Genomic DNA, 25,088 nt, shown 5'->3' on the forward strand with positions numbered 1-25,088 from the left:
GTCTTCGCGGTCAACATCGGTCGCCGCATGATGGAGCTTCGCGGGACGAGCCTTCAATGTGGACGGTGACTTTGCTGAGTCAGCGGTGCAACCCCATCAGCGGAATGGCTCGGCTCACGTCCCGGCAGGGACGCCTCAGGCGTTCAGATTCTGAACGCTATCCGGATTTACGTTGTGGGTCCTGCATTTGGATTAAAGAGCTCGCCGGTTTTAAGCATCGTATGCATTATCACCGCCAGTTTGCGCGCCACAGCCACGGCAGCTCTTTTGAAGCCGATCCTCTCCCGGAGCTGGAGACCCCATGTCCGCAGGGGGCGTTGTCAACTTAACTCGCGTTCAGGGTCGGGGAGCGCTACGCCGCGAACTGTCGGCCTGCTTGCGAACGGGGCGCGTGTTGCGGGTCCCCAGGGCGCGTGTACGCAGGCGAGGCAAGAGCTTTGTCTCGCCGGACATCATGATTAGTCAACGCCCCGCCGAAGCGGCCGATCGCGCTTTTGGCCGTTTCACAACCCAATCGATATGGACGAGGCCGCGATTGCCCTAGCGGAGGCGCTCGAAGAGGTCCGGCACAGGCTTGAGCTCTGAAGCTTTCGCCCCTTCCTCATAGGTATAGATGACGTTGACGATGATGGAGGTGATGTCGGGATATCGCGCGACTAGGTGGGCGGCTGCGTCCGTATAGTCACCGGCCGACAGCTTGTCGCCAAGGGCGGCGACGTCCCCTTCTGCGTGTCTGGGGATCTCATAAAGGGTGACAGCAAATTCCTCGTTCAGTTCTGGGTCTTGCGGCGGACACCATGCATCCATTTCGGCATAGTGGCGTTCGATCGCCGACGCCGCGTCCGCGCCACGGACCAACGCCCCATAGTCACCCTCTTGGGTCATCATCAGAAACATCTTCGTGCTCGTGAGCATCATAAACTCCATCATCATGGGAAAAAGCGGTAGGAGCGAGGGGCGAACGCCGCTCGGCCCCTCCGGGCAGTTCGATCAGGCGGCCATCTTCACGCCCTAAACGGGATCGGGTTCGCCGGCGACCTTGGCAACCTCGGGGTCGTTGACGTCGATGCCGAAAGCTTGATTATAGTTGCGGCGCCCGGCGTCGTGCTCTTCCTGCGTCATGACGTCGGCCGCGACCGTCCAGCAGATCACGTTCGCCGCGCGCGTGCGGGATTCCGAACCGGCGTCGATCGCTCCGCTGGCCTTGATGAGTACGCCCTCCCTAAGTGGTGCGTGCATCCGCCAGTCGATCTTATTCGCGCGGCTGACCGCAGTGAGTGGTATGCGGCCATCATGTTTGCGGCCCGCTGATTAAGGCTTGCGCAAACTTCCTTTATGTCTGCGTTTACGTCAAGTTCTTTTGTGTAACACCAATATTAAGTCTCCAAATGTTGAAATGTCGACACATCAATATTCTGGTTACTTATGTTCCTCTTTTTTGTAGAGCTACCGGGAGTTCTTCTTTCCTTGGTGATCCATGGCCGCAAACAAGCCTCCGTCCCGAAGCGGGCGGCGCCAAATTTCCGGTCATTTCGACACCGAGGTTGTGAAGGCGCTGAAGCGTCTCGCGCTAGAACGAGATAGCACTGTCCAAGCGCTCCTTGGCGAAGCGATCAATGATTTCCTATCGAAGAACGGGCTTCCGAGATTGGCCAACGAGAAGCCGCTACCGCGGGGTGGGGCGGCTCTGCAACGCAGAGTGACCAAGGGGTGAGGCGCTACGCACGCACGCCAAACTGTCCAGCCGGGGATGTCACGTTGTCTGCATATACACGCGTTGAGACCTGCAGCCGCTGATGTCCGCTGACCATGGCCACGGCTTTCCATTCCGCCATGGCCTGCAGGCGGTGAAGATGTGTAGCGAGAGCGCAGCGTTTTGAGCGGGGCGGGACGAAGAGATTGCGCAGAGCCGAGAAGATCGAAACGAAGCGTTGCAGTGCTCCTGGTGATCGGAAGCCTTGCATAATCCGCTCCCGTTTTCGCAGCGGCACATGCGAATTCTCGGCACGGTTGTTCAATCCCTTATGCGACCGATGCTCGACGTCCGGCATCACCTGTCGCCTGGCTGCTCCATAGGAGCGCAGCTTGTCGGTGATCATGCGCTTCGGCGCGACGCCTTGCTTCTGTTGGCAGCCGCGTCAGCAAGCGCTTGGCCGCTTTGGTGTTGCGGCGGTTCTGGACGATCTCGTCGAGCACATAGCCATCCTGGTCAACGGTCAACGGCGCGCCACAACCAGTGTTTCCTGCCGGCGATGGTGATGACGACCTCGTCCAGGTGCCAAACATCGTTTCGGCTGTGCTGCTTGCGGCGCAAGCGGCGAGCGTACTGCGGACCGAACTTGATGCCCCACCGGCGGATTGTCTCATACAAAACCACAGGATCCCGCGATCCAGCAGCATTTCCTCGAGACGCAGGCTCAAGGGGAACCTGTAGTAGAGCCAGACCGCATTGGCGATGATCTGCGGCGGGAAACGATGGCGCTTGTAGCTGACGGTTGCGGTGTTCATGACATCGGGTCTATGCCGCAAATCCCTGAACGCGAGTTAAGTTGACAATGCCCCGCCGATGTCTGCCCGCAAGCATGGAAATTCGGAAGCCCTCTACACATACAAGGCCAAGTTCGGCGGCATGGATGTTTCCGATGCGCGCTAGCTGAAGGCTTTGGAAGAGGAGAGCGCCAAGCTGAAGAAGATGCTGGCTGAGCAGATGCTGACAAATGGTGACGTCCGATGCCACGCGATGCGCTGTGGCCCCACGCTTGCGGTCGGCAATGGGTAAGCCAGCGTCGGGCATGCAAGACTCTTTTAGTCGATCGCTCGTGCGTTCGCTACACAAGCCATCCGGCCAGCGAATATGGTTGGTGTCAACAGAATGTCACAGAATATCACGGAATGTTCATGTGGCTTGGTGTAAGGTGATCTAATTCTCGGGTCGGCCTGCTTCAGATGTGGAGTGTTAGGGCTGGCTGAATACTAATGCATGACCCCATGAGGAGGAATACTGGTATGTTTCGTGTTATTTTCGCCGGACTTGGCCTTTCGTTAGCCAGCTCTGCGATGGCTTTTGAGCCTGCCTCGTTTGAGCAGTTTTCCAGCTTGGTTGGCGCATCAAGCGCGTGGACGAACGATAAAGGCTCGACCATGGTCATCTCGCTTGACTCAAATGGTGGGGTTACGGGCCAGTATGTCAATCGCGCCAAGGGCACTGGCTGCCAAAACTCTCCATATCCGATCGCGGGGCGGGTGACCGGCAATTTCATCGCCTTTTCCGTCGGCTGGAATAACGGCCTCGAGAACTGCCACTCGGCGACCGGCTGGACAGGCTATGCAGCCAAGAGCAGCAGTGGGGCACTGCAAATCGTTACAGAATGGAATTTGGCCTATCAAGGTGGATCAGGTCCTGCCGTCACGAACGGTAAAGATTTGTTCATATATACCGAGCCAAAGAAAGGCGACGCGCCAATCAAAGACTAACAATATCGAGGCTGAACCCAAAAATCCTGGTGCGGCGTTTGAGGGTACTGCGGACGTCTGCAGAAAGTCTGAGATGTCGATGCTCTGTTGACCTGACCAGGTCGCTGTAGACCACGTTCCTGTGATCGATGAATCGATTGTCATGTGACGGATGCGTTTTGTGCTGATTCAACATCTACTTTGAAGGAGAAGAGCATTGAGCGGGAATCTTCGGTCGCGGGTCTTGAAGGCTTCGGACGAGGGCGTGTCGGCGCGGCAAGCGGCGGCGCGGTTCGGCGCGGGAGTGTCCAGCGCGATCCGCTGGAGCGCGCGGGCGAAGATCGGCGAACTGGCGCCACGCCCGCAGGGCCGCCACCGCGCCTCCATCCTCGATGCGCATGAAGCCTTTATCGTGGGGCTGATCGAGGAGCGCAAGGACGTCACACTGAACTAGCCCGTCCTATTCATGAGCCTTGTGGTTCGAGCGCCGTTGAGCGTTCGGTCATGCAGGTGTGAGGCGTCTTTTTCACCGCAGCTGAGACTGGACTTTGGAACGCGCTGGAGGGTCAAGGTGTCGGTTCGGCGGGGCTTTGATGCCCCGGCGCTCATGGTCCTGCGGGCTGCAGCGTGAGAGCGATTTGTCGGAACAGGCTGGCCTCGGGACAGGCGGCGGCGAAGGCCAGGCGGATGCGCGAGACGGTTTCGATGACGCGGGCGCCGAGCTTGAGGAGCCTGAGCCGCAGCGTGGCGAACTCGGCGCTGCTGAGATGATCGGTTGTGGGCACCGCCTCGCGCAGGGTGAGCATCAGCCAGTATGCGGCGGTGTGCAGGACGAGGCGCACCTGGTTGGCAATCGGTGAGCGGCAGCTGGTGCGGTCGGAGGCAAGCTGGCTCTTGTGCATCTTGATCAGGTTTTCGGCCTGGCCGCGGGCGCAGTAGATCACGTCGTAGACATGCTCGGCGGAGGCTTTGTCGAGATTGGTGACGACGAAGCGGATGTCGAGGCCGCGGGTGGTTGCCTCGATGCGGGCGCAGACGCGACGTTGCGTCTTCCAGGATTTCGCCTTGTATCGGGTCTCGGCATAGCCGCGCAGCACCGGCTTTTGCTCGAGCGCGCGGCGGGTGCGGATATCGTCGGCGGCTTCATCAACGAGACGCTGGAGAACCTTGTTGCCGGGCAATCCGAAGAGGTAGTCGAGCGCATTGTTCTCGCACCAGGCCATGACCTCCGCCCGGCCATAGTGGCCGTCGCCGCGGACCAGGGCGGGTGGCCGGCCAGCGGGCGCGGATGCGCCTGACAAGCCGGCGCAGATGGCTGCGGATCTCCTTGCCCGTCGGGGTCTTGCCAGGACGCAGGATCATGGCGACCGGACGTCCGGTCGCGGCGTCATAGATGTGGATCGGCAGGAAGCAGCGCTCGTCGTAATGGGCGTTGAAGAGCGAGAGCTGCTGATGGCCGTGAACGACATCCACAGTGTCGTCGATGTCGAGCGTCACGCTTTTGGGCGGCGCGGCATAGCTCGACAGCCACAGATCGACCAGCACCCAGCCGAGCCGGATGACGGTGCGCAGGTCTGGCAGGTTCTCCAGGCGCGAGCAGGTCGGCTGCGAGCACAGATCAATCCCGCTGTCGGGCAGCCGCCCGCAGGCGAGCTTGAAGGCCGGATCGGTGCGCAGCCGATCGAGATCGTTGGCATCCTCGTAGCCGCATGCGATCGCAAAGATGCGGGCGCGCAGAATGTCGGCCATGGCGTGCGTCACCCGCTGTGGGTCGCGCGGATCGTGGATCGCAGCCGCCAGCCTGTCGGCCAGTTGCAGGCGTCGCTCGGCCGCGGCCAAAAGCATGACGCCACCATCCGAGGCGATGCGTCCGCCGTCAAACGCAGCTGTGATCTTCTTGCGCCCAACGGCTGGAAATGAGAGCGGCAGCAACGTATCGTCGGTCATGGCGGGTGTGGCTCGCGAGACGTGGTGGCAGGACTGGCTTAGACAACCGAATCCTACGCCAAATCAATCGCTTAGGCTACATCCGCCAACCTCTCAGACGGGTCGTCGTGCATAAGACGGGCTAAAGCGGATCGGAACGTTCAGTTGAAAACAGATATGTTCTACTGTCCCCCTGTAGGGCGAACCACCTCACACCCGGCGACCAGCAAGGACATAAGGCCTTACTGAGCACCCACCGCAAAGGTCGGTAAAACTCATTTTGGTCCCGTCGTTGGCGGGCGGCCCCTGCCCGCCGCCGCAGCGCGAGCCGATCGGCGGGACGGACTAGGGGAGCTTCACCAGCGAGGTTTCGATCTCAGGCGTCCCCGAAATAACACAAATGCACCCGATCGTCTGACAGCGCAACGCCTGAAACGGGTGAAGGATAACTCGAGCGACAGCGCAACGCATCGATCCTAAAGCGTTCGCGGCGGCATCGTCCCCGCGCTCAATCCCTCATGCACTTCATCGTTGCATGGGACGCATCGCCGGCGTGATGAGCCCTGCATTCGCCGAATATCCGAACGCAATTCACGGGCAAATGAAGGAACTGTTGAGATATTGGAGGATAGATGGGAATGGGCGGAGGTCGAGTTTGGATCGACACTAAGGAATTCAGGGGCTTCGGAAAGCGTGCTGACAATGTCGGCAGGGCAAGACAGATCAGGGCCATTGTCGCTCCACCTCCAAGGCGAACTCCAGCGGACTACGGCTTCTACGCGGTGCTTGGTCTGCTTGTCCTTGCCACCATCGGATTCGTCGGCCTTATGCTGAAACGTTCCAGCATGCCCGTTGAGAAGACGGCTGCCGTCAGTGCCGTCGTGGAACCGCCATATGACGGTGGTTTGGTTACAGCGCCGACTCGCGTCGATCGGACGGGCGAGCCTGATGTGACGTACATGGTCCAGAAAAGTGGCCTATGAAGGTGCGGGCGTCGTCAACGTGATCAGCTCACGCCGCAGCGCCAACACAGGCATCTGGTTCACGCAGGCCAGGTACGACTGCAACAAAGGAACGCTTTTCAACCTTGCTGGTGGCGAGAGTCAGGTCGCTATGTCGACCAAAGGCGCGGACTACAAGTGGAGCTATCTGGTGGACGGCTCCTCTGCAACGATGTTAGCGCGGTTCGCTTGTTCCAAGGCTGGGTTGAAGCTGTATGTCGCGGGTTGAGGGATCGGTTGGCAATGGTCGCGGCTCAGACGCCGAGATCGTGGACGCAATTCGTAATCACATGCAGGCGGTCCTTTGCTTCCTGCATTTCGCCTATGGTGAAGCGCCGCCGACTTCCGTCATGCATCAAGCAGACGACCGCCGCTTCCTCGCCGCGCCATGGATTTGCTGAGGCCGACGACAAGCCGTGCGCTAAACGGTTCCCGCGCCCTGGCTATCGCGTATGCAGGCCAGCCGCATGATGAACGGCATATCATCATGCAGTCTGGCTTTACTTACAGGGTTCCCTTGAGCCTGCGTCTGGTCGCGGAAATGCTGCTGCAGCGCGGGATCGTGGTTTCGTATGAGACAATCCGCGGTGGGCATCAAGGTCGGGCCGGATTGCGCTCGCCGCTTGCGCCATATGGATGAGTTGTCATCACCATCGCTGGCAAGAGACACTGGTTGTGGCGCGCCGTCGGCCAGGACGGCTACGGCCTCGACGAGATCGTCCAGACCCGCCGCAACACCAAGGTGCCAAGCGCTTGCTGAGGTGGCCGTTGAAGAAGCAGGTTCTGCGCCGAAACGCGTGGTCGCTGACAAGCTGCACACCTATGGAGCGGCCAAGCGTCAAGTGATACCGGCCGTCGAACATCGATCCCACAAAGGCCTCAACAATCGCGCCGAGAATGCGCACGTGCCATTGCGAAAACGGGAGCGGACGATGCAGGGCTTCCGATCTCCAAGAGCACTGCAACGCTTCCTCTCGATCTTCTCGGCTCTGCGCAATCTCTTCGTCCCACCCCACTCAAAACGCGCCGCTCTCGCCACCCGCATCTCCGCCTGAAGGCCTTCGCCGACTGGAAAGCCGTGACTGTGATCAGCTGACATCGACGGCCATAGGCCCTTAACGCATTGCAGACAACGTGACATCGCCATCGCAACTATTGGCTACGCGACAACCGTTGGGAGCGGCCCTTCATGGCTACCGCGGACGACAGTGTCGGGTTTACGACGATGTCGAAGATCGGACATAGATGGGGTCTGCTCAACACATTGTAATTCAAGACTTCATTCCTTTGGCATGATTAGTGCTGCAGATGATCCGCAAACGTTGCACGCAACCGATACAATGAGGTGAGCGTCTTACGGATGCTTTGCGTTAACGGTCCATCAGTCTTCAAGGGGTGGCGGCCGCGCGGGCGCTGGCGCACGCCGGCCATCCCGATAGCCATCGAGCCTGTCTGCGTAGAACAGGAAGCAGGATGAAAGTGAGATCAGCATGAACTCGAAAATGAATGCGCATTTGAAATGTTTGGCCCAAGCAACTGCCATCGCCTTGCTCTGGAAGGTCAGCGCTACATCGGCGCACGAAGGTATGTGGATGCCGGGGCAGATTGCGGAAGTGGGCGCGGCCATGCGCGAGGATGGGCTCCAACTCGATCCCGCCCAGTTGCGCCGTCTGGACACTGGTCCACTCAACGCGATCGTATCACTGGGCGGATGTTCCGCCTCATTCGTCAGTCCACAAGGGCTGGTCGCAACCAACCATCACTGCGTGTTCGGATCCATCCAGTACAACAGCAAGGAGGGACAGGACTATCTGACAAACGGCTTTCTGGCGAAGAGCCTGGGTGACGAATTGCCCGCAGAGCCCGGCAGCCGCATCTATGTGATCGAGGATATCCGGGATGTAACCGCCGACATGCTAAAGGGCGTCTCGGACAAGCTGAACGGCTTTGCCCGCTATCAGCAGCTCGACACGAACCGCAAGGCGCTGATCGCCGCATGTGAAGGACAGCCCAATCGCCGCTGCGACGTAGGGTCCTATTATGGCGGCGCCTCCTACTATCTCCAACAGAAGCTCGAAATACAGGACGTGCGCCTCGTGTATGCGCCCGCGCTCGGCATCGGTAACTTCGGCGGTGAAACGGACAATTGGATGTGGCCGCGCCACACAGGCGACTTCGGCTTTTATCGCGCCTATGTCGCTCCTGACGGCTCCTCCCGGCCTTACGCGCGCGACAATGTCCCCTACGGGCCGAAGAGCTGGCTGCGCATCGCCTCAAAAGGTGTGCAAGAAGGCGATTTCGTGATGGTCGCCGGCTTTCCCGGAGCAACCAATCGGTTCCTCACCGCGGATGAAGTCCGGTTCAGCTTCGCGGACTATGAACCGCTGCTGCAGCGTTTGTTGTCGGATTATGCGGCCCAGATCAACCAAGCCACGGCAGGTAATCGCGAAGCGCAGATCCGCTACGCCGCCATCCTGCGAGGCGTTGAAAACTACAAGAAGAAGCTGGCGGGCGATCTTGCCGGCGCCGACGCAATCGGGCTCGACGCGCGCAAGGCCATCGAGGAGAAAGCTTTTTGCGACTGGGTCGCAGACGATCCCGCGCGGCAGGCGCGCTATGGCGCAGCAATCCGCGAACTGGACGCCATGGTGGCCGAGAATAGCCGTGCCTCGCTCAAGGGGCTGCGGCAGGCGCTGCTGAACCGCGCGCAAATCCTCTCGTCCGCGCGCACTCTCTATCGCTGGGCGAAGGAACACGAGAAGCCCGATGAAGACCGTGAAAGCGGCTTTCAAGATCGTGACCGTAACGAGACCCTCGATCAACTGACGCAGATCGAACTCCGCTATCTGCCCGACATCGATCGCAAGCTGTTCGAGGCCGCGCTCGATGAGTATCGTCGGCTAGACGCAAAGGATCGCGATACTGCGTTCGAGACCGCTTTGGACCAAATTGGCCTTGACCGAGTTTATGCAGAGACCAAACTCGCCGACACGGCCACGCGGCTCGGCTGGCTCGGCAAGCCGGCTACTGCCTTCGAGGCGTCGGATGATCCTTTCATTAAGCTGGCGGTCGCGCTCTATCCCGGCGACATAGCTGCGGAGCGGGCGAAGAAAGACCGCGCCGGCCGCACGCAGGCGCCCCGCGCGACCTATATGCAGGGCCTGCGAGCCTATCGGCAGGCAATCGACCAGCCCGTGTATCCTGACGCGAATGGATCGCTGCGCCTCACCTGGGGCAAGGTGACAGGGCGAACGCGTGACGGGCAGATTTGGACGCCCTTCACCACGGCCGAGGGACTTCTGGCCAAGCACACTGGCAGGGGCGAGTTCGATGCGCCGGATGGGGTGGTTGCCGCGATTCGGGTCAAGGATTATGGCCCCTATGTCGCGCCAGCGCTGGGCACGTTGCCGGTCGACTTCATGTCCACGGTCGACATCACCAACGGCAACAGCGGCTCGGCGACGCTGAACGGGCGTGGCGAGTTCGTGGGTCTCGCGTTCGACGGCACGCTTGAGGGGGTGATCTCGGACTGGGCCCCCGACGCGGACCGCAATCGCAGCATCCATGTCGACAGTCGCTTCATGATCTGGACCATGGACAAGATCGACGGCGCGGGCCGGTTGCTCAAGGAAATGGGAGTGCGGCGGGCGCCGCGCTCCTGAGCGGATAAATAGAAAACGTTGTTAACACAGTGGCGCGGGCTACAGGTTCGGTGAAGACAGCCGATGCGGGAGGGAGCAATTCGGTTTCCGTATGGGAGGACGACCCCGGATCGGGGGTGCTTGTTAGCCGACCCATTCCAGACCTTTCCAAGAAGCCTCTTGCCTTTCGGTTTCCCAAGCCTGCTCCGGAGCCAAGCGTATACCCTCCCGGAGCGGCCGATTTCAGGTATTGGACTGCAGCGGAAGCGTTGCGACGAGGCGCAGATTTCTGGTCCGCGCGCGTTCCGCTGACGAAGTGGCGGGTCGGCGCGACCCTAAAGGTCATCCTAGACGAAGAAGTCGGTCTCAACGCCTATTATGATCGTACGGCACTTAACTTCTTCTACGACCCCTCTCCAACAGGCACCGTCTATTCGGGAGAGAGTCCGGATGTGGTTTGCCACGAGATGGGACACGCGGTGTTGGACTCCTTCAAGCCGGAGTTGTGGGACGTAGGCAGCCAGGAAGTCGCGGCATTCCATGAATCTTTCGCAGACATCAGCGCCATCTTGTCGGCTATCCAGCTACCGTCGCTCCGCACCGGCATACTGCAGGATACAGGCGGCCGTCTGTACAGGAACTCGCGGCTTTCTCGCCTCGCTGAGCAGCTCGGCGCGGCCATCCGCGCGCAGCGTCCGGACGCTGTAGACGCGGACTGCCTGCGGAATGCAGTGAATTCCTTCGCGTACCTAGACCCGACGACCATCCCCAACTCCGCTCCGGCAGAACACCTTTCCTCCGAGCCGCACTCGTTCTCGCGAGTTTTTACAGGCGCGTTCTTCGAATCGCTGGGTGCGGCCCTTTCTGCCAAGTCGCAAAATCCGGCGATGCCGACGGAGGCTGAATTGCTATCAGTTGCAAGCGATCTGGCTGGCATTCTCATTAGCGCGATCAAAGCTTCGCCGGTGGTGTCCAACTGGTACGCCCAAGTTGCCGCGAATATGGTGATCGCAGCTGGCTCGGTGGATGCCAGATACCCGCCGATCATCAAAGCAATCTACGTGCGTCGTTTGATCCTTTCTCTGCACTCCGCAGCAAGCATTGCCTCTGTCCCGCCGATTGTCGGTGCGCCTGCTGCCGCGCAGGAAGAGCTGGCCGAGATAGCGTTGCCCGCAGACCACTACGGCATTAGCGGGGTGCTCTTCGTCAAGACGCCATCACAGAGTTGCCGTTTCGTCGCATTAAGCGCCGCCGGCGACTTGTCGTCGATACAGCCTCTGGGTGCAGAGACCGCGGCTCAGGTGTTCGTCGACGATCTATTTAGCCGAGGTCGTGTGGACTATGGCGAGGTGGTCTTGCCCGAGGCTCGGCTGGACCACGGACATAGGCTAAAGTCACATCGGCTGGTGAAGACCCCCGGGGGCGCGCGCTTGGCTAGGCTGCTATTCGATTGCGACTGCGGATGCCAATGATAAGATGGACAATATGATATGGAAGTTGATTAAGGAGAGCGAAGGTGCCATCCAAAAGGGAGGCTGGTGTAATGGTCCCGGACGACGCCGACAAAGCGGCGTTCGTGCGGGGTTTGATCGAACGGGGCGAAGCCCTAGAGGCCAATCCCGACGGCTCTTTGCCTCCTGGGGCCACCCATCTGATTGTCGGCAAGACAGAGAACGGGCTGCCGATCGTAAGGCGCGCCAAGTTTAGCGCGTTCTAGCGCCTAAAATCTGACGCTTGGTTCGATAGATCCCTTTGCGTCGATGTCGGACGACCCGGACTTCGAGTAGATGATAGATTCCACGATCATCCTCGCCATCAATATGCTTCGGGCGCTAAAAGGGGCTGAGGATCACGCCCTTGGCCATTCCCGCGGCGGCCCCACCGATGTACATATGGCCTTCAGAGGTCTGGCTGCCCGGTGCGCTTCACCTTGACCGCCGGCCACAGGGTGATTGCCTGCAGGCCCATGCCCTGAGCGACGGCTTGCCCGCCAAAGTCGTTATGGTCGATACTGCCAATGACGCAGATCGCCTGCACGCTAAGTGATCGCGGAAAAAGACGCCGTGGCGGTCATCGCCACACAACCCGTCTCCTGCTCAAAAATACCCTATCAACAAGCACCCCTACGCCACCTGATCGAATGTTACTTCGCTAAGGCCAAACAGTTCCGACGCTTCGCAACTCCCTTCCCCGCTTCGAGAAAACCGCTAGGAAGTATCTCGGTGCGTCACCCTCGCAGAACTCCTAGTCTAGGAGATTAGAGCACCGCGTATCGATCGGGTAACAAGGCCCCTACTGTCGGATATTCGACAGTGTGTCCGAAACGAGACACGCCACGCTCAGAGTTACCGCGTTGTCCCGGCATCAAAGTTTCGATTGGCGCGAGATTTGCTGATTGACAGTCGCTCTTACGCTCTTGGGCGAACCCAAGATCTAGTGATGCTCTGGCGGAGGAGTGAAAACTCTGGCACAAAATGGAGCGCCAAAATGACCACACCGATTCAGCAGTTGACAAACCAGGTCGACGACAGCGCCGGCCCCAAATACCAGCCGCCTTGGGATTTTCTGACCACCGACACGAATACAGGCGTGGGCGGGAAGTACATCTACATTGGCTATATCCTGGGTGACAGCAATCCTGTGACATCGATCAACTTCGTTGCGTACGACGGAGCGCAATCGAATCCGCCCTCTGGTTGGCAATGGACTGGCCAAGACCTCAAACAAGGAGCAGGCGGGAAATACATTTACATGATCTGGAAAAACGGCGAATCAAGCAAGAAGCCCATCACAGCCCTCCAACTGCTTGTAACCAATCAATCCACACAGCCAGCTATCGCCGGGTATGAGGCAATCAATCAAGATCTGAATCAAGGTGCGGGTGGACCTTACATTTGGCCGTATTACAGCACGACAATTTCGATGCAACAGAAGGAAGAGGCCATCCTGGCAAAAGCATAGGCGAGCCATGGCCACGCTGCGTTAGCGCCGCAGTCAGCGGCGGCGCAGACGCGTACTACTTTACAATCCGCCCTTGAGAACATTGCGCACGGACGGCGTTTGTTTCACTTGGCGAAGATGAAGCACCGACCATTCCCCATGGATTTACCTCGGGGCTTTCTCCCACACTGACGTATACAGCGCTGATCGCGACGACCTTCCCCGCTGGTATTTCACACCTCCGCGCCTCGGCGTCGGGGTCGAAACAGACGCAGTCCGGCGGATTCTTGGCTTCCAAGTTTTTTGGGATCATGCGGCGCGCGGGAATTAGGTGCGTGGGTATTGAGGCGGATGGTCGTCGATACGTGTGACAAGGCCATAGATGCCGATTCTCAATTCTTGTGCAGCTTCAACTCGACCTGATCTGTCAGAAGGCTGCGCTCGATCTCAGCGGCGATAGGCTCTGCGTCAACCCATAAATGTGCGGCAACAGGCTGGTGGCAGGTTTAATTTTCCAATGCCCTCTCAGGCGGGTATTTCGCTGACGTAAAACGACGTACCGAGCGGTGCCGGCAACATGGTGTCTCGATCCCGAGCAACAATACTGTCGTTATAGGCCCAAATTGTCGCCTATCAAACAGACGCACTAAATGCGAAACGGTGCGCAGCCCTCATTGAAAAAAAGAAAAAAGAAGCGCGACGCAAAGGTGCGCCCGCCCGAATTGGGTATCAGCGCGCAGCTACGTCCTGAGATTGGTACGTCACTTGCTTGGTCAATTTTGCCGTTGTGAAGGGTTTCTCCACAACCAACGGAGATGACGAAGGCAATTGGCCCAGAAGTGCCGAATTGATCGGCGCGACTGAAGAGTTGGGCTGAAGGGCTGCGGGCGTAACGTGCCGAAGGGAGATTAACTATGTCGCAAGCTGAGGTAGAGCGATTCGTCGACGATCTGGCGAAAGACGACAGTCTGCTCGAAAAGGTAAAACCGTATGCTACGGGTCTCGCATCGGTTGTGGCGGTCGGAAAGAACCACGGCTACAATTTCACACTCGATGAGGCTAAGAGTTACATTCAATCGCGAAGCCCACGCGAGTTGACCGATAAGCAGCTCGATGCGATCGTCGGCGGCAAGCATCATTCGAGCGTTGCGACCTCGACCAAAGTTGTGCAGACCACAGTCGTCGCTACCTCCGCTGTGGAGGCAGTGGAGGTAGCTACGACTGTCACTTCGACAGCGGAGGTAGCGACGACTGTCACTGCGGCAGCCGAAGCCGTTGTAGTCGTCGCTGCGGTCCTGATATGACCACGCGCGTTCAAGTGTGGCGCATCCACCCATACTCGACGAGTATGTGTGAAGAAAACTCAAAATCAGGCCACTCGTCGGAGAGATCATGGGATCCTTTGGCAGCTGGCCTGCGAAAACGCGGCTTCAAAAGGCCCGCCCGTAATCTCATGACACACGCTGCTACCGAACACTACCGACAGATCTTTGACCGACGCACCCCCGGACAGCTTCGCACGTTGGCGCATATCAAGCGCTTCATGGAACGCCTGGTCGGTGACGAGGCGTTCCGCAGCGCGCTTTTAGAGAATGTTGACATCCCTCGAACGGTAAGCGAGCGCTACGGCATCGAAGTTGACCCGATGGAGATGCTGCCGCTCTGGCGCAGTAGCCACCTGAAATACCGCTTCAAGCCGGAGTGTGCATCGTGGCCGCTGGCTGTGATGTGGGACGAGTATATGCGCGAGATGATGCGCCATCGCGACCTCCTGCGCGACCAAGGCGAAATGTCGATGATCAACCCTCGCTTTCATACCTGGCGTGCGCGCCAAATCCGGCGCTGCAACGGCGAATTGGGAGGATCGGCGCCGTCGATTACGCACCCCGTCATCGCTTTCGAGCTCAGCGAAGGCTGCACCGTCGGTTGCTGGTTCTGTGGCCTCTCGGCGGACCGTTTCAAGGGTTATTATGAATATAGCGAGGAGCATGCGGATTTTTGGCGCGGCGTGGTCGGTGTTGCGACCGAGATGTTTGGTTCCGCAGCCCGCACGGGCTTCTGCTATTGGGCCACAGATCCGATCGACAACCCGGACTACGACCGCTTTCTGTTCGACTACTATCAAATCACAGGCGCATTGCCACAAACGACGACGGCCTCCCCGCTCAAGGATCAGGCACTCACCAGGCGCGTGCTCGAACTGTTCAAACGCTGCGGGGACGTGACGAACCGTTTCTCCGTGCTAAGCACGAACCATCTCAATCAGATTCACGCGGCGTTTTCGCCCGAGGACCTGATGGGGGTCGAACTTATCCTGCAGGGCAAGGAGGCGCTGACCGCAAAAGCTTTCGCTGGGCGCGCACTCGCGCGGAAGGAGAAACTCAGGGCAGCCAACAACGACGATGCAATCGCGTTGCTGGATCGCGATCACACGACGATCGCCTGCGTTTCCGGCTTCCTCGTAAACATGCCGCGGGGACGAGTACAATTGGTGACGCCGGTACCAGGGAGCAAACGCTGGCCTCTCGGCTACCGCATCCTGGATGAGCGTTTCTTCAGGACGCCCGACGAGTTCCGTGACGGGCTCCAGAGCATCATCGACGAGCATATGCTCGAGAGCCCACCTCCCAACCTGCCGATCCGCTTCCGCGGAGACCTGCACTACGAGGCCGGGAACCCGCACTTCCACCTCCGCTCACGCAACATTGAACACCGGATACTCGACGACGTCGCTCCGATCTCCGTTGGCGATCTGATCGCGTGCGGCGACTGCACAGCGTCGGAGTTGGCTGTGCGCGTCATAGCTGACGGAGCGAGCGCCCTTGCAGTCGCCGATCTGCTAGACCAGTTGTACACGGCGGGGGTGATCGAAGAGGACCTCGACGACCGCTTTGCCTGGCAGACCAGCGAGGGGATAACGAGCCGCATCGAAGCGGCCAAAGACGCGGCCTCCCGCACGGGCGTCGACCATGCCGACTCGCCTTGAGATACTGGACTACGTCAGCCTAAAGGAGGTACGGCATCTTACCTATCCGGCAGTGTGGCGCGTGGTGACGAGCCGTTTCGCATCCACGGTCCGCGGCGTCGCGGCGCGCACAACCGACGTGACCGCAGGCCTTGCCCTGGCCGTGCCAGGCCCTTCCGGGCAGTTCGAACTCCTTTCAGTCTACGTCCTGCCTATGCTCCGCGGAATGGGCTTTGGCAGTTCCATGCTGGACGCGATCGAAGGGGAGTTCCGCCGTCTCGGCTTCAGGCTAGGCATTCATTTCCTGCGCGTCGGCGAGCACAATCAGGACGCCGCATGCTTTTTCGTGAAGAACGGCTGGACCCGACCCGTAGTCAACAAACTGGTCTGCCACACAACCGTGCCGCTGGCGTTCGAGACACCGTGGCTTGTCGAGGCGCGCCTGCCGGCCCGCTACCGCATCGTTGGCTGGCGGTCGATCGGCGCCGACCAGCGAACGATGATCCGGGATTTCGACGAAGCCGGCGTGAATGACGACGTCAATCCGTTCATCTACGAGGAGGATAGTGACCCGCACACGAGCTTGGCGCTCGTTGATGCCGACGGCGGAACGGTGCGTGGCTGGGCGATCACCCACCGGCTCGACACCAGCACTTTGCGCTGGACCTGCTCGTTCATCCATCCCAGTCTCCAGGCAATGGCCTTGGTGCGGCCGCTGTGGCTCGAAGTAACGCGCCGCCAGCGCGCTTTTCCCGAACTGGTCAACATCATGTTCACGGTTCCGGTCACGGAGCCACGCATGGCTCGCTTTGCACTCCGGCGCATGAGACCGTGGCTAAGCGGCCTCGCCTATGCCTGCATCACCATGAAAAGAGTGGCATGAGATGAGCGCCGATGTGCAGATCGTCTTAGTCAACATGCCGATGTCGGCAATTGAACGGCCGTCACTGGCGCTTGGTCTGCTAAAGTCGGTGCTGACCCGGGCCGGACTGCGATCCAAGATAGTGTATGCCAACATCTGGTTCCTGGAATACGCGGGCCTCGCCGACTACAATATGCTTGAGGGTTCCCCCCCTGAGGATGCGCTTGTTGACTGGCTGTTCGCCGGCATCGCTTTTCCTGACTTCGAAGCAGACCACGATGTCTTCCTCGACCGCTATTTCGAGCGCAATCCGATACACCCTAACAAAGGTTTGGCCGAGCGTCGTGCCCATTTCCGCGAGTTGCGCTCGCTTATCGGCGGCTTCATCGACTGGACAGCCGACAAGATACTGGAGCAACGGCCGGCCATGGTCGGGTGCACCTCGACTTTCACCCAGCATGTTCCCTCGCTCGCGTTGCTGCGCCGACTGAGCGAGCGCTCACCGGGCCTAGTAACTCTCATGGGTGGCGCAAACTGCGAATCGGTCATGGGGCGTAACACTCACGCGCGTTTCCCGTGGGTTGACTACGTCGTGTCGGGTGAAGCTGACGCACTGATCGGCGCCCTGTGTTGCGACATCCTCAATCACGGTAGAGACATTCCATCGGCCGACCTGCCATTCGGCGTTTTCGGTCCAGGGCATCGCGAGGCCGGCTATCCCGCCACGTCGATGGGCGACTTGGTGCCCCGCGCAGTGGTCGAGAACATGGATAATCTGCCGCTGCCCGATTTCTCGGACTATTTTGCCGAACTTGGGCGATCGCTCTACGCCGACCGCGTCTATCCCGGGCTGCCGATGGAGTTCTCTCGCGGCTGCTGGTGGGGGGCGCGCAGCCCCTGCACGTTCTGCGGACTGAACGGCGGATCGATGACCTATCGCCAGAAACCGGCCGGGCAGGCCGCAGAGGAGATGATAGAGATGTCGGCGCGCTACGGCTCGTCGCGCATCGAAGCGGTCGACAACATTCTGGCCCTTGACTACGTCGAAAAGACCCTGCCTCGCCTCACCGCCCTACCCGACAAGCTTGCGATCTTCTTCGAAGTCAAAGCCAATCTGAAGCGCCATGAAGTCGAGAAGTTGGCTGCCGCCGGCGTCCGCTGGATCCAGCCAGGTATCGAGAGCCTGGATACCCGTGCTTTGAAGCTGATGGGCAAGGGAACGACGTCAGCGCACAATGTTCAGCTCTTGAAATGGTGCCGCCAGTATGGCGTGCGGGTCAGTTGGAGCATACTGTGGGGCTTTCCCGGAGAGAGCGACGCCTGGTATGGCGAAATGGCCTCCTGGCTGCCGCTGCTGCATCATCTCCAGCCAGGACATGCGGTGCGGTTGCGCTACCAGCGCTACAGCCCCTATCATCGCGCAGCCGACAAACATGGGCTGAAGCTGCGCCCGGCCGCCTCCTATCGCTCCGTCTATCCGCTCTCGGAGCCCGATCTCGCGGATCAGGTCTACTACTTCGAAGACTGTGAAGACAGCGATGTCGGCGGCCATTTCGCTGCGCGCGACGCGAACCGCCGCCCGGGGCTGCATGCCGTTACCCAGGGTATCGATGCCTGGCTGAAAGCCTGGTACGAGCCGAAGCTGCCCATGCTGTCGATGCGCGACAGCGGCGACGAGATCACGGTCGAGGACACGCGCGCCATAGCAGTGGAGCCTGAACACCGGGTCAAAAGCCTCGCACGCGAAATTCTCCTAGCTGCGGACGAAGGCATGCCAGACGCCCGTCTGCGCGAACGGCTGAGCACGGCGAATGTGATGCAGACCGAGATCGACGAGGCGATAGCCGACATGATCGCTCGCAAGCTGATCGTGCGGCTGGACGCGCGGCTGGTTGGGCTCCCGCTCTGGAATCCCTATACACCAATGCCCGCGCCGACCGCGTTTCCGGGAGGCTATTTCGACCGACGTGTCATGCCCGTAAGGCCGCCACGTGAATGAGGACAACTGCCATTTGCATATTCGCAGGGCGACAGCCGTTGGTGTTCTCAGCTGCCTGGGGAGAGAAAATGCTGAAACCTGTGACGACGAGCGCAGAGAGCCCACGTGCCCTTCGTGATCCTGAGCATTTGAACCAAGCGATCCAACTCACATCGCGGTCGACGTGGATTCTGCTTGTTGCACTCGCGCTTTTCGTAGCTGGCGCGGTGGCTTGGGGGCTTCTTGGCCGGCTCGCCTTCCATGCCAGGGGTCAAGGCGTCATTCTGCTCGATCGCAGCGTCGTTGCCGACGTGGTAGCCCGGACAGGGGGCACAGTCGCGCAAATTCACGTCAAACCCGGGGACATGGTCACCCGCGGCGATCTTCTGGTCACGGTTAAGCTCGACGAGGTCGCGGAGCGCCTTGAGCAGGCGCGGATCGCTGTCCAAGCGCAACGCGCGGAGTCTGAAAATTACGACAAGACTTCGCATGCAGATGTGGAGCGGCGCAGGCAGACTCTCAACCAAGAGATTTCATCGCTTAAGGCCAGCCTTGCAGATGCAGAGAAGAACCGCGAGATGATTCAAGGCCTGTACGAGGGCTTTGTGACGGAAGTGAAGCGCGGTTTTGCCACCCGCATCCAGGAACAGCTTGAGTTCGACCGCCTCATCGACGTGCAGCGCTCCATCCGTCAAATGACCGACCAGATTCGGAAGTTACAAACTGAGGAGATCGAATTCGAAGACTTGGTTCATCGCAGCCTAACCGAACTGCGCATAAAGGTCATCGACGCGGAAGCCAGCTACCGTGATCTACAGGTGCAATTCAAGGTCGGCTCCGCGATCCGCAGCCCGGTCGACGGCACGGTCAGTGAGATTACAACCCAGCCCAATGCGACGATTGCCGCTGGAATGAACCTGATCACGGTCGAATCCGGTACTTTGGAGAGACGCATGATCGTTCACGCCTACTTGCCGATCGACCAAGGCAAGCGCGTGGTTCCCGGCATGCATGCACTTATCAGTCCTTCGTCCATCGATGAACAAATCTACGGGTCGATCAGGGGCCAGGTCAGCCAAGTGAGCCTGCTGCCGGTGTCCCGGGGTGACTTACTGGCCGTGCTCGGTAACGAGGCGCTCGTCAACACGATGATGGGCGCTGGCGCTCCGGTGCGCATCGAGATCGAGCTTGAGGCAGATCCGGATACAAGGGACGGCTTACACTGGACGTCTGCCGCCCGTCCGCTGACAGAGGTGACGCCCGGCACGACCGCCGCCGTCAAAATCGTAGTGGACCGCGTCAATCCTCTCTCCCTTGTGCTGCCGATCGTGCGGACATGGACGCGTTTGTGACCAGCCGTGAGTTCACCCTGCGGCTGCGGCGGGCTGTCGCTACGCCAACAGTGTTGCAGATGGAGGCGGACTGCGGCGCTGCGGCGCTGTCCATGATCCTGGGGCATTTCCACCGTTTTGTCCCGTTGGACGAACTGCGCCAAGCCTGCGGCGTCTCGCGTGACGGTGCGCGCGCCAGCAATATAGTCAAGGCGGCGCGGGACTATGGCCTAGAGGCGCGCGGGCAGCAGTTGCCGATTGAAGCGCTCAGCTCGCTTGCACTGCCATTCATCGCCCACTGGTCGGCCGACCACTTCGTCGTAGTCGAAGGCCGGTCAGGTCGCGGTGTGCGAATCAACGACCCGGCGCTCGGCCGACGCATTGTCGGTCACGAAGAATTCTACGAAAACTATTCGGGCGTCGCGCTAGAGTTCAAGCGCGGACCCGATTTCAAACCAGGCGGCTACAGGCAGGGTATGCTGCGCACCCTGTTCGGCTGGACATCTGGGTCAAGAGCCGCGCTCGTAGTGATGGCGGCCACGACCGTCATGCTTGCGCTGCCGTCGATTCTGCTTCCTGCGCTCATCAAAGTGTTCGTCGACGAGGTCTTGGTACGCCGATTCGACACCTGGCTGTTTCCCATCATCGTGGCCCTGCTGTTCGGAGTCGCACTGGCGGCCACCGTCACTTGGCTGCAACAACGCGTGTTAATGCGTCTACAGCTGAAATTGGCAGTGATGATCGGTGCGCGCTTCCTCTGGCACGTGCTGCGCCTCCCCCTGCTGTTCCTTACGCAGAGCCAGCACGGCGACATCGTCACCCGCGCGCACTCGGCCAATCAGCTTGCCATTCTGGTTTCCGGTCCCCTGCCGACCGCGGCCGCCCAGTTCGCAATGGTGATCGTCTATGCAGGCGTGATGGCGGTCTACAGCCTGCCACTCACCATCGTCTCGATTTTGTTGGTGGCCTGCAACCTCGCTGCTGTGGGACTTGTGCGCCGCAGATTGAAGGACAGCAACATGGTCATCCTCAATATAAGCGCAAAAATAGCCGCCGCCGCGATGTCCGGCCTTCAGTCGATCGAGACCATTAAGGCCATGGGCTCCGAGTCGGATTTCTTCCGTATTTGGTCGGGCTACCAGGCGCGCGCGGTGAACCAGTTCCAGTCGCGCGAACGCATCTCCCTGTGGCTAGGGGCGGCGCCGACCCTGATCGGGCAAATCATGACGGCAACGGTTCTCTGCTTCGGCGCGGTCCTGATTATCTGGGGCGAGATGACCATAGGCGGACTACTGGCGTTCCAGATGCTGCTCGGCAGCTTCATGACCCCCTTGCAGCAGATCGTCGACCTCAGCCTTCAGCTTCAGGAGGCAAAGGGCCACTGGGCGCGGCTCGAGGACATCCTTGCGGCGAAGAGCGATCCGCTGATCGAGGGGCGTCCGGCGAAGACGACAGCACCGGCAGCGGCAGCGGAACCGCCCCAACAACTCTCCGGGCGAGTCGAGGTTGGTGACCTAAGTTTTGCCTACGGCGCCTTCGACTTGCCCGTACTGCACGACATCAACCTGAAGGTCGAGCCGGGGCAGCGAGTCGCCTTCGTGGGTGGCAGCGGCAGCGGCAAGTCGACCCTGGTTCATCTTATGCTCGGTCTCTACACGCCGCGCTCGGGAAGCGTGCTCTACGATGACTGCCCGGTTGCCGAGGTGCCCCGCGACGTCTTCACCTCGAACGTCGCTTGGGTGGATCAGGACATCCGCCTGTTCGAGAGCACAATTCAAGACAACCTCGCCTTGTTCAATCGTGCTACCAGCCCGGCATCGATCGTGCGCGGGGCGCGGGACGCTTGTATTCACGAAACGATTCTGGGACGTCCCGGCGGATATGAGGGCATACTGACCGAGGGGGGCACCAATCTGAGCGGAGGCCAGCGCCAGCGCCTCGAGATTGCCCGCGCCCTCGCCCGCAACCCGAGGATTCTGGTGCTGGACGAGGCGACTGCCGCGCTCGATGCCGTCACCGAAGCGCAGATTGACCAGAACATGCGGCTGAGGGGCATGACATGCCTTATCGTTGCTCAGCGGCTCAGTACCATTCGTGACTGTGATCAGATCTTCGTGCTCGAGAATGGTACCATTGTCGAAAGAGGCACGCATGAAGAGCTCAAGGCGGCCAACGGCGTCTATGCCGGCCTTGTGGGGGCTGGATGAACATCGTCGACGTCCTCCTGAACAATAGCGCCCGGCTCAATGCGATCATAACGCAGAGTTGGAAGGCACCCGGATCGACGCTCGCGTCGGCGCTGGGCATTGCCGAACAGCGCCGGATCGTGGGCGGAAACAACACGCTCGATGTCACGACAGTGGACCGGATATGGCTCGTGCTTTCGGGATCCGTCGAAGTATTTCTTGTGGACAGGCACGGCCGGTACCCGTTTCTGTCAGTCGAGGCGGGTGGGCTGATCGATTCCCTGCCAGCCGGCGACGAGTTCCGCTTCATCGGCGTGCCATCAGCCGACACTGAGATCGTCGAGACGACGCGCAAGGCGCTGTGGGAGCTTGCGTCGAACGCAGAGGCCCGACCGGCGCTCGAACAGGCCCAGCGCGGCTGGCTTACGTTGCTGGCCCGATGGCAGACCGGGCCGTCCCGCCAAGACGCGGGCTTGGCACTTACCGAAACGGCCGTAAGGGCCGCTATCGCCAGCCGTGCTGGGGAACTTGCCCAGAATTCCGCGGCGCATGAAGCAGCACGCCTCACGGCGGAAGGCGATTTCGCCACGGAATTGGGCAACCTCGTTGATCTGATAAGCATCAAAACGACGGTCGAAGGCAGTGAGGAAACCGAGACGATCGCCATGATCGTTGCCCGCGTGGCACGCGCGCTCGGCCATCCAGCGCTGTCGCCATGTCGCAATCAGATCACGACACCCCCGCTGGCCCTGGCCATCGATGAGATCGCCCGGGACAACCACCTACAGTATCGGGCACTGATCTTGCAGGACCGTTGGTGGGAAAACGACCTCGGCCCGCTGCTAGCGACGGTCGGAACGGAGTCCGCCCCCTGCGCTCTGATCCGCTCCGGCAATCGCTACCTGTGTTACGGCCGTGGCGCCCCGCAGCCAGTGGATGCCAAGACCGGCGCAACGATCAACTGCACCGCCTACGCCTTCTATATCCCGCTTCCTGAGGGCATGCCAACCGGTTGGCGCATCCTGCGCTTCGGCCTGCATAACTGCCGTGCCGACGTGCTCGCCATCATCGCTACGATGGTTCTGACCGGCCTTTTCTCACTCGCCTCCCCGACGGTCCTCGGCTGGCTGCTGGACCCGATCATTCCAGATGCCGAACTCGACCAAGTCGGCGTGATCAGCGCTCTGCTGCTACTTTTGGCGCTCGGCATGACCAGCACAAATCTCGTGGAGTCGCTGAGCAGCCTGAGATTGGAGGCGCGCGCGGACAACCGCATCCAGGCCGCTGTGTGGATCAGGCTCCTCAACCTGCAGGCGCCATTCTTCCACAGCTTCACGGCCGGCGACCTCGCCAGTCGCGCCGATGGCATCAACGTCACCCGCAAGCTGATCAGCCGATCGTTCATGACGTTCTTCTCGGGCTCTGTGTCGATGATCTTCAGTGTCGGCCTGATGCTCTACTTCGAATGGCGCGTGACCTTGCTAGTGGTGCTCGTCTCGGCGCTGTTCGCGGGCGTTGCCTTTCTGATCGGCAAGAGCATCCTGAGCTACAATTTCGAATCGCTCGAGCTGTCGGGAAAGCAGCAGGGCACTGTCCTGCAGCTGCTGGGCTCTGTCGCGAAGTTGCGGGTGGCCGGCGCCGAGCGCGAGGCGTTCCTCATTTGGCTCCGCACCTACCGCCGCACGGTGACCCTCAGCCTGCGGCAGAGCATCCTGAGCAATCGTCTCTATATTCTGCGATCTGGCTTCGGACCGATGATGACCGTGGTCGTGCTGGTTGTTCTGGGTGCGCACAGCGGAAACCTGTTCGCCTTCTTCCGCTCGACGAACGACCCGCGTCCCTATACGCCGCTGATGTCGGTCGCCGAGTTTGCGAGCTTCAACGTTGCTCTTGGCCAGTTCGTCAGCGCAGTCATGTCGCTGACCCGCGCGTCGCTGTTCATCGTCATGCTGCAACCCTACTTCCAGCGCGTCCGTCCGATCCTCGAGGCGAAGGAGGAACGGATCGGTCAGGGCAGCCGGTTCTCGCAGCTGAGCGGAGAGATCGAGTTGCGCGACGTGCGTTTCCGTTATGCGCCGGACGCGCCCCTTGTTCTCAAGGGCCTGTCGATGCGCATCCCGGCCGAGCGCTTTGTTGCCTTGGTCGGCTCATCCGGCGCTGGCAAGTCGTCCATCATCCGGCTCTTGCTGGGCTTCGACGTCCCCGAGTCGGGCAATATTTATCTCGACGGTACCGACCTCCGCTTTGTCGATCTCCAGGATATGCGGCGTCAATACGGCGTCGTGCTGCAAAACGGCCGCCTGCTAGCAGGCTCGATCTACGACAACATTGCAGCCGGCCTCCCGCTTTCCGAAGACGAGGCAATGGAGGCGCTGCGTATTGCCGCCCTCGATGAGGTGGTCAAGGATCTCCCCATGGGCCTACACACCGCCATCGCCGAGGGCGGCGTGACGTTCTCCGGAGGCCAGCGCCAGCGGCTGCTGATTGCGCGCGCTGTCACACGCAAACCGCGCGTCGTGATCATGGACGAGGCCACGAGCGCGCTCGACAATGTCACGCAGCGTCGCGTCATGGACAATCTGCGCAGCCTCCAGTGCACCCGGGTCGTCATCGCTCAGCGGATCTCAACTCTGGAGTCAGCCGACCTGGTCTACGTTATCGATGACGGCCGCATAACTGAAAGCGGCAGTTATCTCGAGCTGTTGCAAAAGGGGCGGCTCTTCAAGCAGCTCGCACAACGCCAGCTTCTCTAAAAAGGAAGTGTGCCGCTGCTCGTAGCAGCTTCAGACGCGGGATGGTGTGCAC

Annotated in this window: 16 protein-coding genes and 8 pseudogenes; 19 read left to right on the plus strand and 5 right to left on the minus strand. The window is 60.2% G+C overall.

The window, feature by feature from the left end; genetic code table 11:
• Positions 1 to 167: 167 nt before the first annotated feature.
• Positions 168 to 311: pseudogene (locus tag JG739_RS34445) on the minus strand (IS110 family transposase); the annotation flags it as partial.
• A gap of 23 nt (positions 312 to 334) precedes the next feature.
• On the opposite strand from JG739_RS34445, the pseudogene JG739_RS35925 reads away from it, so the two are divergent.
• Positions 335 to 493 (plus strand): annotated as a pseudogene (locus tag JG739_RS35925) (IS30 family transposase); the annotation flags it as partial.
• A gap of 47 nt (positions 494 to 540) precedes the next feature.
• Here the strand turns inward: JG739_RS35925 and JG739_RS34450 are convergent.
• The gene (locus tag JG739_RS34450) at positions 541 to 897 is read right to left on the minus strand and encodes a hypothetical protein (protein ID WP_202367939.1); all 357 of its coding nucleotides are present in this window, start codon (positions 895 to 897) and stop codon (positions 541 to 543) included.
• A 114-nt stretch (positions 898 to 1,011) separates the two neighbouring features.
• On the minus strand, positions 1,012 to 1,239 hold the full coding sequence (locus JG739_RS34455) for a hypothetical protein (protein ID WP_199202418.1): 228 nt from the start codon (positions 1,237 to 1,239) through the stop codon (positions 1,012 to 1,014).
• Positions 1,240 to 1,477: 238 nt separating this feature from the next.
• On the opposite strand from JG739_RS34455, the gene JG739_RS36605 reads away from it, so the two are divergent.
• Positions 1,478 to 1,714 carry a ribbon-helix-helix domain-containing protein gene (locus JG739_RS36605; RefSeq protein WP_353622456.1) on the plus strand — a complete coding sequence of 79 codons (237 nt, stop codon included), beginning with the start codon at positions 1,478 to 1,480 and terminating at the stop codon, positions 1,712 to 1,714.
• 4 nt (positions 1,715 to 1,718) lie between these two features.
• Here the strand turns inward: JG739_RS36605 and JG739_RS34460 are convergent.
• Positions 1,719 to 2,508: pseudogene (locus JG739_RS34460) on the minus strand (IS6 family transposase).
• Positions 2,509 to 2,575: 67 nt separating this feature from the next.
• On the opposite strand from JG739_RS34460, the pseudogene JG739_RS35930 reads away from it, so the two are divergent.
• The 3 genes and pseudogenes from JG739_RS35930 to JG739_RS34470 all read left to right on the plus strand — a co-directional run.
• Positions 2,576 to 2,714 (plus strand): annotated as a pseudogene (locus JG739_RS35930) (transposase); the annotation flags it as partial.
• A 292-nt stretch (positions 2,715 to 3,006) separates the two neighbouring features.
• On the plus strand, positions 3,007 to 3,474 hold the full coding sequence (locus JG739_RS34465) for an avidin/streptavidin family protein (protein WP_199202419.1): 468 nt from the start codon (positions 3,007 to 3,009) through the stop codon (positions 3,472 to 3,474).
• Between the two features lie 196 nt (positions 3,475 to 3,670).
• Positions 3,671 to 3,904 (plus strand): annotated as a pseudogene (locus JG739_RS34470) (IS630 family transposase); the annotation flags it as partial.
• A 154-nt stretch (positions 3,905 to 4,058) separates the two neighbouring features.
• On the opposite strand, the pseudogene JG739_RS34475 reads toward JG739_RS34470, so the two are convergent.
• A pseudogene (locus tag JG739_RS34475) lies at positions 4,059 to 5,400 on the minus strand (IS1380 family transposase).
• Between the two features lie 951 nt (positions 5,401 to 6,351).
• On the opposite strand from JG739_RS34475, the gene JG739_RS34480 reads away from it, so the two are divergent.
• The 14 genes and pseudogenes from JG739_RS34480 (at position 6,352) to JG739_RS34545 (ending at position 25,036) form a co-directional block, all read left to right on the plus strand.
• The gene (locus tag JG739_RS34480) at positions 6,352 to 6,609 is read left to right on the plus strand and encodes a hypothetical protein (RefSeq protein ID WP_199202421.1); all 258 of its coding nucleotides are present in this window, start codon (positions 6,352 to 6,354) and stop codon (positions 6,607 to 6,609) included.
• A 260-nt stretch (positions 6,610 to 6,869) separates the two neighbouring features.
• Positions 6,870 to 7,476: pseudogene (locus JG739_RS34485) on the plus strand (IS6 family transposase); the annotation flags it as partial.
• A 394-nt stretch (positions 7,477 to 7,870) separates the two neighbouring features.
• Entirely contained in the window at positions 7,871 to 10,042 is a 2,172-nt protein-coding gene (locus JG739_RS34490) for a S46 family peptidase (RefSeq protein ID WP_244750047.1), read from the plus strand.
• A gap of 50 nt (positions 10,043 to 10,092) precedes the next feature.
• The gene (locus JG739_RS34495) at positions 10,093 to 11,493 is read left to right on the plus strand and encodes a hypothetical protein (RefSeq protein ID WP_199202422.1); all 1,401 of its coding nucleotides are present in this window, start codon (positions 10,093 to 10,095) and stop codon (positions 11,491 to 11,493) included.
• Positions 11,494 to 11,564: 71 nt separating this feature from the next.
• Complete coding sequence (locus JG739_RS34500; protein WP_199202423.1) at positions 11,565 to 11,738, plus strand: hypothetical protein; 174 nt, start codon at positions 11,565 to 11,567, stop codon at positions 11,736 to 11,738.
• A 34-nt stretch (positions 11,739 to 11,772) separates the two neighbouring features.
• Positions 11,773 to 12,269, plus strand: a pseudogene (locus JG739_RS35935) (IS5/IS1182 family transposase); the annotation flags it as partial.
• 239 nt (positions 12,270 to 12,508) lie between these two features.
• Positions 12,509 to 12,982: a hypothetical protein gene (locus tag JG739_RS34510; protein ID WP_199202424.1), complete on the plus strand. Its 474-nt coding sequence runs from the start codon at positions 12,509 to 12,511 to the stop codon at positions 12,980 to 12,982.
• An 893-nt stretch (positions 12,983 to 13,875) separates the two neighbouring features.
• Entirely contained in the window at positions 13,876 to 14,265 is a 390-nt protein-coding gene (locus JG739_RS34515) for a Nif11-like leader peptide family natural product precursor (protein ID WP_199202425.1), read from the plus strand.
• Between the two features lie 149 nt (positions 14,266 to 14,414).
• Positions 14,415 to 15,947 carry a radical SAM family RiPP maturation amino acid epimerase gene (locus tag JG739_RS34520; RefSeq protein ID WP_199202426.1) on the plus strand — a complete coding sequence of 511 codons (1,533 nt, stop codon included), beginning with the start codon at positions 14,415 to 14,417 and terminating at the stop codon, positions 15,945 to 15,947.
• Positions 15,931 to 16,809, plus strand: coding sequence for a GNAT family N-acetyltransferase (locus tag JG739_RS34525; protein ID WP_199202427.1), 879 nt, complete (start codon positions 15,931 to 15,933; stop codon positions 16,807 to 16,809). The genes JG739_RS34520 and JG739_RS34525 overlap by 17 nt, the downstream gene beginning before the upstream one ends.
• A gap of 1 nt (position 16,810) precedes the next feature.
• Positions 16,811 to 18,787 (plus strand): RiPP maturation radical SAM C-methyltransferase, encoded by a 1,977-nt coding sequence (locus JG739_RS34530; RefSeq protein ID WP_199202428.1) that lies wholly within the window; start codon positions 16,811 to 16,813, stop codon positions 18,785 to 18,787.
• Positions 18,788 to 18,855: 68 nt separating this feature from the next.
• Complete coding sequence (locus JG739_RS34535; protein WP_202367941.1) at positions 18,856 to 20,118, plus strand: NHLP bacteriocin system secretion protein; 1,263 nt, start codon at positions 18,856 to 18,858, stop codon at positions 20,116 to 20,118.
• Positions 20,103 to 22,304 (plus strand): NHLP family bacteriocin export ABC transporter peptidase/permease/ATPase subunit, encoded by a 2,202-nt coding sequence (locus tag JG739_RS34540; protein ID WP_199202430.1) that lies wholly within the window; start codon positions 20,103 to 20,105, stop codon positions 22,302 to 22,304. Before JG739_RS34535 ends, JG739_RS34540 begins: the two co-directional genes overlap by 16 nt.
• On the plus strand, positions 22,301 to 25,036 hold the full coding sequence (locus JG739_RS34545; RefSeq protein WP_199202431.1) for an ATP-binding cassette domain-containing protein: 2,736 nt from the start codon (positions 22,301 to 22,303) through the stop codon (positions 25,034 to 25,036). The genes JG739_RS34540 and JG739_RS34545 overlap by 4 nt, the downstream gene beginning before the upstream one ends.
• Positions 25,037 to 25,088 lie beyond the last annotated feature (52 nt).

It is taken from the genome of Mesorhizobium sp. L-2-11 (assembly GCF_016756595.1).
Classification (GTDB): Bacteria; Pseudomonadota; Alphaproteobacteria; order Rhizobiales; family Rhizobiaceae; genus Mesorhizobium.